10 protein-coding genes are annotated in these 14,091 nt (G+C 61.5%); 6 read left to right on the top strand and 4 right to left on the bottom strand.

Annotated features, from left to right (window positions below; all coding sequences use genetic code 11):
- Nucleotides 1–5 precede the first annotated feature (5 nt).
- Both ASE26_RS04275 and ASE26_RS04280 read right to left on the bottom strand, forming a co-directional pair.
- Nucleotides 6–3,080, bottom strand: a complete 3,075-nt coding sequence (locus tag ASE26_RS04275) for a TonB-dependent receptor (protein ID WP_082591287.1) — start codon at nucleotides 3,078–3,080, stop codon at nucleotides 6–8.
- Between the two features lie 250 nt (nucleotides 3,081–3,330).
- The gene (locus ASE26_RS04280; protein ID WP_057245703.1) at nucleotides 3,331–4,095 is read right to left on the bottom strand and encodes a carbohydrate-binding family 9-like protein; all 765 of its coding nucleotides are present in this window, start codon (nucleotides 4,093–4,095) and stop codon (nucleotides 3,331–3,333) included.
- Between the two features lie 133 nt (nucleotides 4,096–4,228).
- Here ASE26_RS04280 and ASE26_RS04285 point away from each other — a divergent pair, with 133 nt between their 5' ends.
- From ASE26_RS04285 to ASE26_RS04305, 5 genes are all read left to right on the top strand, one after another.
- Nucleotides 4,229–4,993 (top strand): AraC family transcriptional regulator, encoded by a 765-nt coding sequence (locus tag ASE26_RS04285; RefSeq protein ID WP_229208108.1) that lies wholly within the window; start codon nucleotides 4,229–4,231, stop codon nucleotides 4,991–4,993.
- A gap of 35 nt (nucleotides 4,994–5,028) precedes the next feature.
- The gene (locus tag ASE26_RS04290; protein WP_057245658.1) at nucleotides 5,029–5,955 is read left to right on the top strand and encodes a DMT family transporter; all 927 of its coding nucleotides are present in this window, start codon (nucleotides 5,029–5,031) and stop codon (nucleotides 5,953–5,955) included.
- A 62-nt stretch (nucleotides 5,956–6,017) separates the two neighbouring features.
- The gene (locus ASE26_RS04295) at nucleotides 6,018–6,305 is read left to right on the top strand and encodes a hypothetical protein (RefSeq protein ID WP_055933000.1); all 288 of its coding nucleotides are present in this window, start codon (nucleotides 6,018–6,020) and stop codon (nucleotides 6,303–6,305) included.
- 42 nt (nucleotides 6,306–6,347) lie between these two features.
- Complete coding sequence (locus tag ASE26_RS04300) at nucleotides 6,348–6,890, top strand: hypothetical protein (RefSeq protein WP_055932997.1); 543 nt, start codon at nucleotides 6,348–6,350, stop codon at nucleotides 6,888–6,890.
- A 15-nt stretch (nucleotides 6,891–6,905) separates the two neighbouring features.
- The gene (locus ASE26_RS04305; RefSeq protein WP_055932994.1) at nucleotides 6,906–9,659 is read left to right on the top strand and encodes a TonB-dependent receptor; all 2,754 of its coding nucleotides are present in this window, start codon (nucleotides 6,906–6,908) and stop codon (nucleotides 9,657–9,659) included.
- Here ASE26_RS04305 and ASE26_RS04310 read toward each other — a convergent pair.
- Nucleotides 9,656–11,971 (bottom strand): DNA polymerase II, encoded by a 2,316-nt coding sequence (locus tag ASE26_RS04310; RefSeq protein WP_055932991.1) that lies wholly within the window; start codon nucleotides 11,969–11,971, stop codon nucleotides 9,656–9,658. The genes ASE26_RS04305 and ASE26_RS04310 overlap by 4 nt on opposite strands.
- 119 nt (nucleotides 11,972–12,090) lie before the next feature.
- On the opposite strand from ASE26_RS04310, the gene ASE26_RS04315 reads away from it, so the two are divergent.
- On the top strand, nucleotides 12,091–12,573 hold the full coding sequence (locus tag ASE26_RS04315) for an outer membrane beta-barrel protein (protein WP_055932988.1): 483 nt from the start codon (nucleotides 12,091–12,093) through the stop codon (nucleotides 12,571–12,573).
- Between the two features lie 49 nt (nucleotides 12,574–12,622).
- Here the strand turns inward: ASE26_RS04315 and ASE26_RS04320 are convergent, their stop codons facing one another.
- Entirely contained in the window at nucleotides 12,623–13,963 is a 1,341-nt protein-coding gene (locus ASE26_RS04320) for a S41 family peptidase (protein WP_057245659.1), read from the bottom strand.
- Between the last annotated feature and the right edge of the window lie 128 nt (nucleotides 13,964–14,091).

Genomic DNA, 14,091 nt, shown 5'->3' on the forward strand with positions numbered 1-14,091 from the left:
AAGCATCAGAACTTGTAGTTCAAGCCAAAGTAGGCAATGCGGCCGGCATAGCCATTGGAGTAGAAGCGATCCTTGGTGTCGTTGCCCAGGTGGGAGCGCGTTTCCTCCTTGGTCAGGTTCAGCACCGAAGCAGTCAGGCTCAGCTCCTTGGTGATGTTGTAGGCCACGTTCAAGTCGACCTGGTAATACGGCTCCTCATACACGTTCAGGCCGTTGACCAGTCCATCCACCACTTCGCCGCGACGGTTGTACGAAGCGCGCGCCAGGAACTTGTCGGTTTCGTAGAACACTGTCAGGTTCATCTGGTTTTTGGCGCTGCCGACCAGCGGGGATTCGCCGATCTTGGTGCCGTCCGCCATCGTGATATCCGCCTGGTTGGTCTTGTTGTAGGTGTAGTTGAACTGGAAGCCGAGGCCCATGTCCAGCGTATGCTGCGCGTACAGCTCAACGCCCTTCGATACGCCGTCACGGCCGCCGGCGCTGGTCGAGTAGCGTTGCACGATCACGTTCTGCCCACCCACGTTCATGGTCACGTCGCGCACCACGGGAACGGCGAAGTTGCTGACATTCTTGCGGAACAAGTCGATGCCGAGCACGGAGCCGCGATGGAAATACCACTCCAGGCCCAGGTCGAACTGCTTGGCCTTGTACGGCTCGAGCTGCTTGTTGCTGCCGGCGCCGAACCAGCCTTGCTGGTCGCCGCCGCCGATCAGGCGACGGTCATTGACGTATTCCTGGCTGTAGTACTGCAGGCCGCCTGGCGAAGCGATGTCGTTGTAGCTTGGACGGGAGATTACCTTGGATGCCGCCGCGCGCAGCAGCAGGTCCTTGGTCAGCTCATACGCCAGGTTGAAGCTTGGCAGCACGTCGTTGTAGCTGCGATCGAGCGAGCTGACCACGAACGACGAATCGCGTGCAATGCTGTCAGGCAGGCGGGTGAAGCCACTGGTGCAACCCGAGCCCGCTGGTGCGCCCGCAGCCGGCAGGCCGCCTGCCAGGCACGGTGCCGGGCTGCCATTGGCGCCGTTGAAGAAGTAGTCGTTGTAGCTCTCCACCTGGTCGGTCGAATCGGCATGCTGCCTGGTGCGCACAAAGCGCATGCCGACGTTGCCGCGCAGGCGCTCGGTCTTCACGTTAGCCTGCAGGTAGGCCGAGCTGATCTTCTCGTCGACGTTGTAGACGAAATTATCTTCGTTACGAGTCTGCATCGTCCCGTACGACTGGTTCAGGAAGGAGATGTAGGCCGGGTAATTGATCGCCGGGAAGGCGCTGGCATTGATACCGCCTGCCAGGTTGCCCAGCGAACCGCCGTACAGGAACTGCGGCAGGAATTTGTTCGCGGTCGGATCGCAGCCTGCCTGGTAGCGCTTGTCGTAGTCGGACGGGTCGGCGCCTTTGCAAACCCAGTAGTTGTTGCCGGTGGCGCGGTGGGTGCCGCCATCACGGTATTTGGCGCCGAATTGCAGCGAGTCGAGCCAGGTGCTCTCGGTGCGCCATGTCATGTCGGCCTGGGCATACTTCTGCTGGGTGCTGTTCCTGGTCCATGACGACGAGGTGGAACCGAGGTCGATCTCACCGATGCCTTTTCCCAGGTTGGCCATCAGCTCCGGCGAGAACACCATGGCCGGCGTGCCGACCGTGTTCCAGGAGCTTGCGTAGTTGCCGAGGGTCCAGCTGCCGTCGGCATTCTGCACGCGCGGTTTGATCGGCATCGTCATCTGCATTTTCGGTCCGCCGCTGGCCCAGGTGCGGCCGAACTTGAAGATGCCGTCCAGCGACTGGCCGCGCCATTCGGCTTCAAAGTCGGCGGTCTGCGACAGCGATTTTTCCTGGTTGTAGCTGCCGGTGATCTGCGGCGTCGGGATGGTGCAATCATCCGGCCCCCAGCCGCCAGGCTGCTTGCCGGCTGACGCGGCTTGCGCTTCGCTGCAGTAGTAGGCCTTGCCGGCATGGGCGCTGTACTGGGCGCCGGTCACCAGGGTGCCGCTGCGGTCGAAGGTCAGGCCGTCGAGCATGCGGCCGCCCGGCCAGTTGCCGTCGCCGTTGTAGCGCGCCAGGTTCCACTCAGGGACTTTCAGGATATTGGTCTGCGAGTTCTGCGACAGGTTGAAGCGGAAGTAGTTGGCTGTCAGCGTCAGGTTGCGCACCGGCTTGAATTGCAGGGTCATCTGGCCGCCCTTGCGTTCCCGCTCCTCGCTCTTCACGTTCAGGTTGACCGAAGTCGGCATCATGAAGTTGGTGTAGTACTTGCCGCCCTGGTCGTAGAAGCCCGACTGGCCCCACCAGTAGGAACTCAGCTCCGATGGCTTGCCATTGACGTCGGTGGCCGGATGGGCATCGTAATCGTCGCCATACCACTGCCAGTTCTCGGTGCTGGCGCCCATGGTGCGGGTGGTGCGCTTCTGCCTGGTCAGGCCGACCAGGATGCCAAAACGGTTGTCCTCATCGTGCCAGGCATACTGGCCGGAGAACTGGCCGTCGGTCTTCTTTGTGGTATCGGCCCAGGTGCCATCCGCTGAAACGAAGCCGGAGCCCGATTTCACTTCCAGTGGACGGCGGGTATGCAGGATTACGGTGCCGCCAACGCCGCCTTCGTCGATGCGCGCTTCCGGAGTCTTGAACAGCTCTGCGCTGGACAGCATGTTCGACGGCAGCATCGTGTAGTTGAACGAACGCGATGGATCGCCATTGGATTCGGCAGTGGCGATGTAGTTGCCGTTCAACTGGGTCAGGGTCAGTTCCGACGACAGGCCGCGCACGCTGACGTTCTTGCCCTCGCCGCCGCTGCGGGTCACCACCACGCCCGGTACGCGCTGCAGCGCATCCGCCACGTTCTTGTCCGGGAATTTGCCGATATCTTCGGCGGTGATCACTTCCACGATCGAATTGGCGTCGCGCTTCTGGTCGAGGCTCTTCTCGATCGCATAGCGGTAACCGGTGACGACCACGGTATTCGGGTCGGTGGACGCGGTTTGCGCCTGGGCGCTTGCAAGGGAAAGCAGTGCCACGCTCACCGCCATGGCGATGGGCGTAGCGCGGCAGCCGCGCTGCCGTGAAGCGAGATGGGTGTTGAACGTCATGCGTGTCTCCTGGTTATGCCCGTTTTAGGGCTTTATATCGCGGTAGCAAGCCTCGAATCATCGATTTACTAAACGGCGACGATGCCGTTTGCACATCGATGGGATCGCGTCCACTCAGGAGAATTCTTACAAAGGAGGCCATGACACTTCAACAAACTTTCAATGTTTGAATGAAGTTTAGTTTTGATTAGTAAACAAGAGTGCAGCGGATTTGCGACAGTGGCTTTCCGCCCTGTAGTGGCACGTGCCGCTATTTGTTTAGTGTGGAAGTATTTTCGGAGAAATGCAGGTAGCCCCAGCGGCCTGGCACGTGCATGTCGATCAGGCCTTGCGGCGACCACACCCAGTTGTCTTCCTTCGGCTGGCCGGCGGTCCATTCGACGCGGCTGAAGTTGATGCGCCAGGTGCTGCCCTGCCTGGGATGCGGGACGGCCTGGCGCGAGGCGAAGGCGTTCAGGGGGTAGGCGATTTCCACCGTCCAGCCGCGGTCCTTGTCGCCGGGCTGGTTCAAGCTTCCCTGTACCGCGATGGCGGTCTGCAGGCCCTTGATGTCCCAGCTATTATCCGGCTGGCCGTCTTCGTTGTAGGGTTTGGGCAGGAACAGGTCCCAGCCGGTGTTGAAGGCATTGATCTCGAATTCGTAATAGCTTTTGGTGTCCGGCAGCGGCTTGATGAAGACCTCGAAATCATTGTCCTTGAAGATCACGGAATCGCGCCGGGTCAGCGTGGCCGTCACTTCGGGTTCCTCCAGTTCGGCAGCGATGTAGAGGTATTGGTCGTCCCACAGCATTTTTACGCGCGTGCGGAATTTAGGCCGTGGCTTGTTGCCGCCCTCGATGTCGACGAAATCGGCGGTCCACGGCGCGTCCTGCCATGCCGGGTCGTCCAGCTTTCCGTCGATACGGATGGCCCCCGCAGCCCGCAGGCATTCATAGGCGAGCGGTGCGGAGTCTTGTGCCGCGGCGGGAATGCAGCCAGCCAGCATGGCCCCTGTTACGAATGCAAATGCCTTCATCGACATACCCTCCCTGGATGTTCAAAACTTATATCAAGGAGACAGGACCTGTTCAACCGGCCTCGCGAAATTCGGCCACTATTTAGTGAACTTTAGTAAACTGTGGCCTCCATCCCGCACCACAGCTTCTACCGTGCCTATCACCCATCCCACTTTGGTCGACATCGACATTCGCAGCTACGGCGAGCGCTGGGCGGCGGACCAGCACACCTTTGCCCAACTGGTGTTGCCGCTGTCCGGCGAAGTGGAGCTCGACATTGAGGGCAAGGGCGACAGGCTTAATCCCTTGAAAGGCGCGGTGGTCGTGGCGGGCGCATGGCATGCGCAGCACAGCATCGTTGAAAACCACTCGCTGGTCGTGGACGTCGACCAGGCTGCAATAGGCCACCCGGTCTGGGAACGCATTGCCGATAGGCCCTTCACCGACATCAGCCCTGCTGCGCGCAAGCTGGTCGAATTCATGCACCTTTCAATCGCTGGCCGCGCGGCACCGCCATCGCTGCTCCAGGGCTGGCTGCCGCTGCTGCTGGACACCCTCACGCTGGAGCAGCCACGCCCGCAATCGCGCCTGGCCGCCCTGCTGGCACATGCGGAAGCCAATCCCGCATTGCCCTGGACGACGGAATCGATGGCGCAGTTTGCGCGCATGAGCGTGAGCCGCCTGCATGCGCTGTTCCAGGACGAGCTGAATACAAGCCCACGCGCCTGGCTTCTCTCGCGGCGCCTCAATCGCGCCTGCGAACTGCTGCGCCATACCTGCCAGCCGATTGCCGATGTCGCCCAGTGTACCGGCTTCGGGGACCAGAGCGCCCTCACCCGCGCCATGCGCATCCAGCTGGGCACCACGCCGGCGGCCTATCGCCGCCGGGGACAGGAGCCTGGCACAAAAATACAGTAGGCTGCGCCAAGACCTTACGGCGCGCAGCATCCACCATGTCCCTATTTGGGAGGTGGACGTTGAATATTTCACTTGGTATTATTGCCGGCATCATCGCCGGCGCATTCTGGGGACTGGTATTCCTCGCACCTGAGCTGACGCGCGGCTTCACGCCGATCCAGCTCTCTGCAGGCCGCTACCTGGCATATGGTCTGATCGCCGCCATCCTGGTTGCGCGCTCCTGGCGCCGCCTGTTCGCCATGCTGGCGTGGCGCGAATGGAAGGCGCTGGCCTGGCTCAGTTTTACCGGCAACATCATGTACTACTTTTTCCTGGCAAAGGCGGTGCAGACCGGCGGCATCGCCACGGCATCTATCGTGATCGGCTTGCTGCCGGTGGTAATAACCCTGGTCGGCAGCCGCGATGCCGGCGCCATTCCTTTGCCACGCCTGCTGCCGTCAATTGTCCTCAGTAGCGCCGGCCTGTTTTGCATAAGCTGGCAACACATGCAATCCGGCTCGCTCGCGGGCGTGCTGTATGCGAGCGGCGCCCTCGCCTCCTGGACCGCCTATGCAGTCGGCAACAGCCGATGGCTGGCCCGCCTCAAGGCCGTCACAGCGCATGAATGGAGTATGCTTACCGGCCTGGTCACCGGCGCCGAAGCGTTGCTTTTGGCGGTACCGGCGCTGTCCTGCGGAGCGCCGCAACACAGCACGCCCGAATGGCTGTACTTCGCTGCGGTAGTGACCAGTGTCGCCCTTCTTTGCTCGATCATCGGCAACGGCTTCTGGAACTACGCCAGCCGCGCCTTGCCGCTCACCCTGACCGGCCAGATGATCGTCTTCGAAACCTTGTTTGCCGCCCTTTACGGATTTTTATGGGAAGAGCGCTGGCCAGCCATCGTCGAGGTAATGGCAATATTGCTGCTGGTGGGCGGCGTCGCATCCTGCGCGCTGGCCCATGGGCCGAAGACTTCACACTGAGTGCATCCAAGCTTCACAATGGACGGATAAAGTAACATCTTCACCCGGAACAGGAGAGGACCATGGCAATCCCCAAAAAAATGGCCTGTGTCGGCCTTGGCGCCGCGACGATATTGCTCGTCCCTTTGATTGCAATGCAGTTCACTGACGAAGTGCGATGGGATTGGTTTGACTTCCTTGCAGCGGGGATGCTGCTTGTGGTCAGCGGCGGCAGTTACGTGCTTCTGGCAAACCGCATGGACAACAGGGTGCAGAAAGCAGTACTGGCAATTGCGCTTGGTATCGGATTGCTGGCAGTCTGGATGGAACTGGCCGTCGGTGTGTTCGGCACACCATTTGCCGGGCGCTGAAGGTGTTAAGATCTGGGGATTCGTCCACGACAAACGACTAGCATGACAAGCATCCGCCAGAACCTTTCCATGATCTTTGCGACGATGGTGATGTTTGGCGCTGCCTTGCTGATCAATGAACTCCTGTTCAAGAAGCTGGAGTTCGCCGAAGGTATCAACTGGATCTACCTGCCCGCCGGCGTGCGCTTGCTGGCCACCCTGCTTTTTGCCGAAGCAGGTGCAATCGGCCTGCTGGCGGTTTCCTGGCTTTACTGCTTCCTCGTCCTGTTCCCGCACGAACCGGTGCGCGCCTTTGCCGGAGGCATCCTTGCCAGTGCAGCGCCCTATCTTGTCTACCTTGGCGCCAGGCGCTGGCTCGACCTGCAAGGCTCGCTGGCCAACCTGGCTGCCTGGCAGATGCTGGTCTGTGCCGTCGCCTATTCACTGGCCAGTCCCTTGCTTCATCACATCTGGTTTGCCTTATACGAGGGGCGCGGCCAATTACTGGGCAGCTTTGCCGTCATGGGGCTTGGCGACCTGGCGGGCACGGTGATCCTGCTATTTTTCACAAAGTGGGTAATGCGGCTCTCCACGCCGCGTGATTAGCACCCCTGATTTCACATGCATGAAGTAAAAGACCAATACCGTTTGGCCGGCATCGCCGTCGCCGTCCTCAATACGCTTGCCTTCCACGGGCAGGCCCGTGCCGCCGAGGAGCCACCAATCCCGGAAGTCATCGTCAGCGGCGCCAGCGACCCGCGGCAGGATGCCGTTGCCGCCAAACTTGCTTACACCGGCATTGCCGATGTGGCAGGCGCAGGCGACGTACAATCCTTGCCCGACCTGACTGCGCTCGATGTCCTGCGCCGCCTGCCCGGCGTAGCCTTGCTGCCGGTGCTTGACAACGAACGGCCGCGCGATACAGCCGCCGCACCAGTCATTCGCGGCCTGGGCGCGGCCTATAACCCGGTCACGATCGACGGCATCCCGGTCGCTTCGCCCGGCGTCGCCAACGGCAATGGCTCCGCCAGCCGCGGCGCGCGCCTTAACCTGCTGCCTTCGTCGATGATCGGCGCAATGCTGGTATCGAAAACCTTCCTGCCCGACCAGGACGCACACGGCATCGGCGGCGCCATCGACGTGCGGACGCGCAGCGCCTTCGCACTTGGCGGCAGCGACTTCCTGTCCGTGGAAGCAGCCCTGGGGAAGCCAAACGATGCCGCCGGTCCGCACCGCCACGACCGCATCGGACAACGCCTGGCGGGTACCGCCAGTACTACGTTCGGCCCGCAGCGGCAGTTTGGCCTGGTAATAGCGGCCAGTTACCAGGCGACAGCCAGCAGCGCCAACGCCCACATGACCACCGACAGCACCAGCGAGAGCTTCTACAATGCGGCTGGCGTCCTGCAGGGCGGGGCAAACCAGGGCAACGGCTTTGCCGTGCCGCAGCAGGACAAATACTGGTATTCGGAGAATCGCCGCGAGCAATACGGCCTTGCCGCCAAGCTGGAAGCAAAGTTCTCCGGCACACTGCGCGGCTTCGCGACCGGCGGGCGCTTCGTATCGCGTGACGATATGGAACGCAATGAGCTCATCATCGATCCGCGCAACCGCGCGAAAGTACTGGGCCAGGCCGCCACCTCGGGCCGCTATCCAGCAGGCGACGTTGAAGTTGGTTACACGCGGCAGCAAGCCACCACTGCCACCAGCTTGCTGCAAACCGGACTGGATTGGGAAACCGCAGCACAACAAGTGGCAAGCCTGCGTGCCGGCGCTTCGCGTGCGTCCTACCGCGAGCCCATCCTGATGATCAAATACTCGACCGGCAGCCGCAACAGCCCGCCGGGAACCGGTGATACCTCGCCCACCCCGACTCCGGATTACGCGATTGACTACAACACGGAATCGCTCGATCACTCCTTTAATATTTCACCGGCCGCCTACTACAAGCTGGAAAACTACAGGCTCAATTACTACCGCCCGGATTCCGGTTTTCACCGCAATGCCGGCAACGACATCAAGTACCTGCGCCTGGACTTCCGCCACAACGGCGACGGCCCGGGCTGGGGCTATGCCGTCGGCACCAGCTTCACGCGCGATGCATCCTCCTACAGCCTTTCACGCACACAGTTTTCCCCTAATACCGGTGCAAAACAAGGCACGCTGTCCGACGTGCTCGGACCAGTCGGGCCGGGGCTGATATACAACCAGTCCGGCCTGGACATGTTGACGATCGATCCGCAGCGCGCAGCCGCTTATGTCGACACGCTGCGCGCCGCAGGGGGCCTGAATGCGGTGGACCAGACCGCCCTGGGCAACCAGGACAATTACGAACATACGGAACGCATTGCCGGCGCCTACGGCATGCTTGGCTATGCTGCCAACGCCTGGAAGACCCGGTTCGGCGTGCACCTGGATTCCACTCGCCAGTCTACGATCGGCCGTGCGCGCGTCGCAGGTGCATGGACGGACCTGCCCACCGGGTCGCGCTACCACTTCGCCCTGCCCTCTGCGCTGGCCAGCTACCAGTGGTCGCCATCGCTCGATGTGAGAATGGGCGCCAGCCAAAGCATCGGCCGCCCTGCTTACGACTCGTATGCGGCGCGCAGTTCGATCGACTTCGCGAACCCTGGTGAGCGCGGGAATGCCAACGCCACTGGCGTCACCGTCACGGCCGGCAATCCCGACATCAAGCCGCGCCTGTCCACCAATACCGATCTTGGCGTCAACTGGAAGCTGCCGCCGCAGGCTGGCGGCCTGCTGTCTGCCACCGTTTTCAACAAGGACATCAAGGACGAAATCTTCAACGCCTCCTCGCTGGGCTACACCTACGAAGGCGTCAGCTATGCGAATGCTGTCGTAACGAAGCCGGTCAACGCCGCGTCGGCCTCGATCAAGGGACTGGAAATCAGCGCGGTAGTGAATTCGCTGGCGTGGCTGCACCCTGCCGCGCGCGACTTTGGCTTCAGCGCCAACTGGACCCTGCTCAAAGGCCGCATGGAAGTGCTGAAGTCCGATAAGCGCACCCGCACCATTGGTCACCTGACAGGCCAACCCGGCCAGACGCGCAACCTGTCGATTTTCTACGGCAATGGGGCACTGGAATTGCGCGCCGCCTATAACCGGCAGGGCCAGGCCTTGCGTGCGGTGGTGCCGGACATCGAGTGGCAAGACCTGTATTGGGCGCCCCGCCACCAGGTCGACCTGCAAGCCAGCTATAGACTCCAGCCAGGCCTTACCCTGCTGGCGCAGGCGCAGAACCTGACCGGCGAGCGCCTTACCAGCACGGTCGGCGCAGCCGGCAAGGTGCTGAAAGACAGCCATTCGATCCCGACGCTCTACTGGTTTGGCCTGCGCTATACGCCTGCGCCCTAGAACAGTGCCTGCTGCGTCGTGGTCAAGGCAGTGAAGCTGTCATGCAGCGGCAGCAGGATCGCATCGGCGATCGGCTGCAATTGCTTGTCGAGATAGTGCTGGTAATCGATCGGTGAGCGCTGCACTTCCAGCGGCTCCGGGCCGCTGGTGGTGATCACGTAGCTGATCCGGCCGCCATTCTGGTAGCGCAGCGGGCGCCCTTGCGCCTTATTGAATTCATCGGCCAGGCGCGCGGCACGCACCTGCGGCGGTACATTCACCTGGTATTCGTCCAGGCGATGACGCAGGCGCTTGCGATACACCAGCAGTTCGTCGTTCGCACCGGACAAGGTGTTGCGCGCATAGTCGCGTACAAAGTCCTGGTAAGGCTCATTGCGGAAGATCCGGGCAAACAGGCCTTGCTGGAATTGCTGCGCCAGCGGGGTCCAGTCGCTGCGCGCGACTTCCAGGCCGCGGTAGATGATATCGCCGTCGCTGGTCAGGCCAGCGTAGCGCTTCTTGCTGCCCATGTCCGTACCGCGAATGGTCGGCATGAAAAACTTCTGGTAATAGGTATCGAACTCGATCTCCAGGTGGCATTCCAGCTTGTACTTCTTGCGCAGGCGCTCGGTCCACCATTTGTTAATTTTGGCGACCAGCGCGCGCGCAATGGCCAGCGCCTCCTCCGTTTCATGCGGGCGCTTGAGCCAGATGAAAATGGAATCGGTATCGCCATAGATCGCTTCGTAGCCTTCCTTTTCCACCAGCTCGCGCGTAAGCTTGAGCAACTCATGGCCGCGCAGCGTGACCGAGGAAATGAGCTGAGGATGGTAAAAGCGGCAGTCGGTTGAGCCGAGCACGCCGACGAAGGAATTCATCAGCAACTTGAGCGCCGTCGACAGCGCGTCGTTCTTTTCGCGCTTCGCTCTATCGCGGCCCTGCCAGAGTTGGGTGGTAATGGCGGGCAGGCAGTGGTGCGCGCGCGAAAACTGGGCGCCGCGCATGCCAGGCACCGGGTCGCCGCCTGCTTCCGCCTCCGCCTCGGCTTCGACCATGCCCACCGGATCGACCAGGAAGGAACGGATGATGGACGGGTACAGGCTTTTGAAGTCCAGCACCACGACCGAGTCGTACAGGCCTGGACGCGAATCCATCACGAAGCCGCCGGGTGAGGCAACGGCCGGAATCTCGCCCACATTCGGCGCCACATAGCCTTCGCGGTGCATGCGCGGCAGGTACTGGTGGCTGAAGGCGGCAATCGAACCGCCCATATGGTCGGGCACCAATCCCGTCACGTGGGAACGCTCAAGGATGAAGTCCATCACGCGCGTCTTCTCGAAAATACGCGTGACCAGTTCGCAGTCTTTCAGGTTGTACGTGGCCAGGGCAGGCTTGTCCTCGCGGAAGCGGCGCTCGATTTCGGCCATCTTGTCGTAATCGCTGCCGATATCCTTGCCCTCCCCCAGCAAGGCTTGCGACACGTTCTCCAGGCTGAAGGACGGGAAGGTCCAGGAAGCGGCGCGCAGGGCCTCGATGCCGTCGATGGCAATGCGGCCCGGGATGGTGGCGAACACATAGCCGTCGCGCGCCTGGTGGGTACGCCATTCAACCGGGCGGCCTTCACGGCCGAGCAGCAGCGGCACCTTGTACTTCTCGGCGTTCTTTTGCAACGTTTGCAGGTCGAACTGCACCACGCTCCAGCCGATAATGGCGTCCGGGTCGTGCGCGCGGAACCATTCATTGAGCTTTTCGATCACGCGGCGCGGCGTCGGGCAGTATTCGAGGGAGAAGTCTACTTCAGGCGCAACGTCCGGCTGCTCGCCCAGCATATAGACCTGGCGCTGGCCGCAACCTTCCAGTGCGATCGAATACAGGTCGCCAAATGCGCTGGTTTCGATATCCAGCGACACCATGCGCAGGCGCGGGCGATACTCCGGCGCCGGCCGCAGCTTGCCGCCTTCGAATTCAACGCCGGCGGTGATGAAGCGCTCCATCAGGTAGCGCTCCGGCGGCTTGATGTCCGCCTCGTACAGGCGGATGCCGCGCTCGCCCAGCTTGCGCTCCAGCGCCAGCAACTGCTTGTAATGGCTGGCGTAGATGCCGACCACGGGTTCGTGCTGGAATGTCTTCAGCGCAACTTCACGCACGTCGATGCCCGGCATGCCGGCCACCAGGATTGCAATGGTGTCGCGCAAAGCAGCCTCGGCGAAAGCCACCGAAGCTTGTGCTGTGAGCAATATTTTGCGGGGACCGTCGTCGGTCGCGAGCCAGAACTCGATTTCCGTCCCATCGCGGGCATCGCGCCAGGCGCGGGTGAGGATAAAACCAGGCATGCCGAAATTATACTGTACGAACGCACAGTGGACTTGCAATACCCAATTAAGATTGTTAGAATGGTATGTTGCCTTGTATCAAGAGCAGGCAACCTAACTAGAAATAGGAATACTTAACAATGATCAAGCAAATCACCGCAGCCGCTCTGCTGGCCGCTACCTCCTTCGCCGCTTCCGCAGCTGAGCCAACCAATTTCTACGTCGGCGCCGATGTAGCTTCGACCAAGATCGACGACCTGTCCACCGAAACCGGCTTCGGCTTGTTCGCTGGCTACAAGATCGACGAGACCTTCGCTATCGAAGGTACCTACCGCAAGCTGGGCGACTTCGACGTGTTCGGCACCGAAAAAGTCAAGGGCACCCACATCAGCGCTTCCGTGCTGGCTTCCATGCCAGTAGCTGACCAGCTGGCTGTGTACGGCCGTCTGGGCTACGGCCGCGCCGAATTCAAAGGCGACGGCGGCAAAGACCACCTGAACCGCGCCCTGTTCGGCATCGGCCTGAACTACGCGATCACCAAAGAAGTGAGCGCACGCGTTGAATGGCAGAAGCCTGCCAGCGACGCATCGATCATCAGCCTGGGCGTGGCTTACCACTTCTAAGCTTTTGCTTTGCAAAGAAAGCCGCCGGACCTGGTCCGGCGGCTTTTTTTTATTTCGGCTGCAGTGAAGCGAGGGCTGCTTCCAGCACCTCGTCGCGGCCCGCCCGAACGCCCTCAACGGTCTGCTTGACCAGGTGCTGCGGCTGTACACCGACGCCGACGAATGCCCGGCCGTCCGGATAGATATCCTGCTTGGTGCAGATGCGCGCGCTGCCGCCGCCCGGCAGTTTGATGAACAGCGGCTGGCCGGTGCTGCCGCCGGTCGCCTCGCCCACCAGGGTGCCGCGCTGCATGACGTCAAAGGCGACTGCAAAATCCTCCGCCGCCGAGAAGGTGGCAGCACTGGTCAATACCAGCACTGGTTTCTTGTACTGCCGCTGCGCGTCGGGTTGAATCGCGTCCGGCGCTTCGGCGTACATCGGCTGCTCCTTCTCCCAGGCACGCCAGGTTGGCTTGTACTCGCGGGTGGCCCAGCGGCTGGTCAGGAAAGCCTTGTCGTCCAGTGTGGACAGGATTTTGTAGCCCACATCCGAATTGCCGCCGCCATTGCGGCGCACATCGATCACCAGCGCCGAAGACTTGGCGATTTCGTCGAAGGCGGCCAGCCAGGCATCCGCCGCACTATTGTCATCAAAGCTATTGAGCGAAACGTAGGCCACGTCGCCCTGCAATATGCTGAATTCAAACGACGGTGAATTGACCGTCGCGGCCTTGCGGGCATCGCGGCCGACGCGGGCAACTTGCTGCTCGAACTGCTTGCCGGCGGCATCGCGGAAGGTCACGCGCGCCGCGGAGCCAACTGCGCCGCGCAGGAACTGTGTGCCGAACGTGCGCAGGGCTTCGTCCTGCGGTGTGGAGGCACTCACATACGGGGTGATTTCACGGGCAGCGTAAGTCTTCACTTCGGCCCCATCCACGGCCACCACTTCCAGGCCGGGCATGATGCCCTTGGCGCGCAGGCCGGGGTCCAGTACCTCGGTCACGATGACGCGGCCCTCGATCGGGCGTGTGACCAGCAGCGGCAGGCCGCCCATCCGGTCCGACAGCTCATTTGGCGGCATGACGTTGGTATGACCGTCTTTCAGCTTCGCCACCATTTCCATCAGAACGCGGTAATACTCTTCGGTGCCGCGCGCGGCACGTACGCGCGGCAGGGTTTCCAGGTACAGCCTGTCCCAGTCCAGCTTTTCCAGTGTGGCGGTATCGACGAAATTGTATTTCACCTCCGACCACAATTTGGACAGGCCGGCGATCTTTTCATCCTCACTGATGTTTTCTTTATAAGACCCGGCAAGCGCCTCGGTCTCCCACTGCATGGCAGGCTGTTGCTGCGCCATCGCACCGGAGGCCACCAAGGCCAGGACCAGCGCCGCTACATGGCTTTTTGCCATTTTGTCTCCTGAATAAGCTGAATGCCCGTCATTCTAGAGGCCCGGCGGCGCAGACGCTACCCTGTTACAAGCCTGATACTTTTCGTAGAGGGGACGACTGTTAGAATCCTTCCTCGAAGTTCTACATT

This window comes from Duganella sp. Root198D2 (genome assembly GCF_001428585.1).
GTDB lineage: Bacteria > Pseudomonadota > Gammaproteobacteria > Burkholderiales > Burkholderiaceae_D > Rugamonas.

Excerpts from the sequence above, each read along its gene's own strand:
- ASE26_RS04280 (WP_057245703.1), bottom strand. The coding sequence starts at position 4,095 with ATGAAGGCATTTGCATTCGTAACAGGGGCCATGCTGGCTGGCTGCATT.
- ASE26_RS04315 (WP_055932988.1), top strand. The coding sequence starts at position 12,091 with ATGATCAAGCAAATCACCGCAGCCGCTCTGCTGGCCGCTACCTCCTTC.
- ASE26_RS04290 (WP_057245658.1), top strand. The coding sequence starts at position 5,029 with ATGTCCCTATTTGGGAGGTGGACGTTGAATATTTCACTTGGTATTATT.
- ASE26_RS04300 (WP_055932997.1), top strand. The coding sequence starts at position 6,348 with ATGACAAGCATCCGCCAGAACCTTTCCATGATCTTTGCGACGATGGTG.
- ASE26_RS04295 (WP_055933000.1), top strand. The coding sequence starts at position 6,018 with ATGGCAATCCCCAAAAAAATGGCCTGTGTCGGCCTTGGCGCCGCGACG.
- ASE26_RS04305 (WP_055932994.1), top strand. The coding sequence starts at position 6,906 with ATGCATGAAGTAAAAGACCAATACCGTTTGGCCGGCATCGCCGTCGCC.
- ASE26_RS04320 (WP_057245659.1), bottom strand. The coding sequence starts at position 13,963 with ATGGCAAAAAGCCATGTAGCGGCGCTGGTCCTGGCCTTGGTGGCCTCC.
- ASE26_RS04275 (WP_082591287.1), bottom strand. The coding sequence starts at position 3,080 with ATGACGTTCAACACCCATCTCGCTTCACGGCAGCGCGGCTGCCGCGCT.
- ASE26_RS04310 (WP_055932991.1), bottom strand. The coding sequence starts at position 11,971 with ATGCCTGGTTTTATCCTCACCCGCGCCTGGCGCGATGCCCGCGATGGG.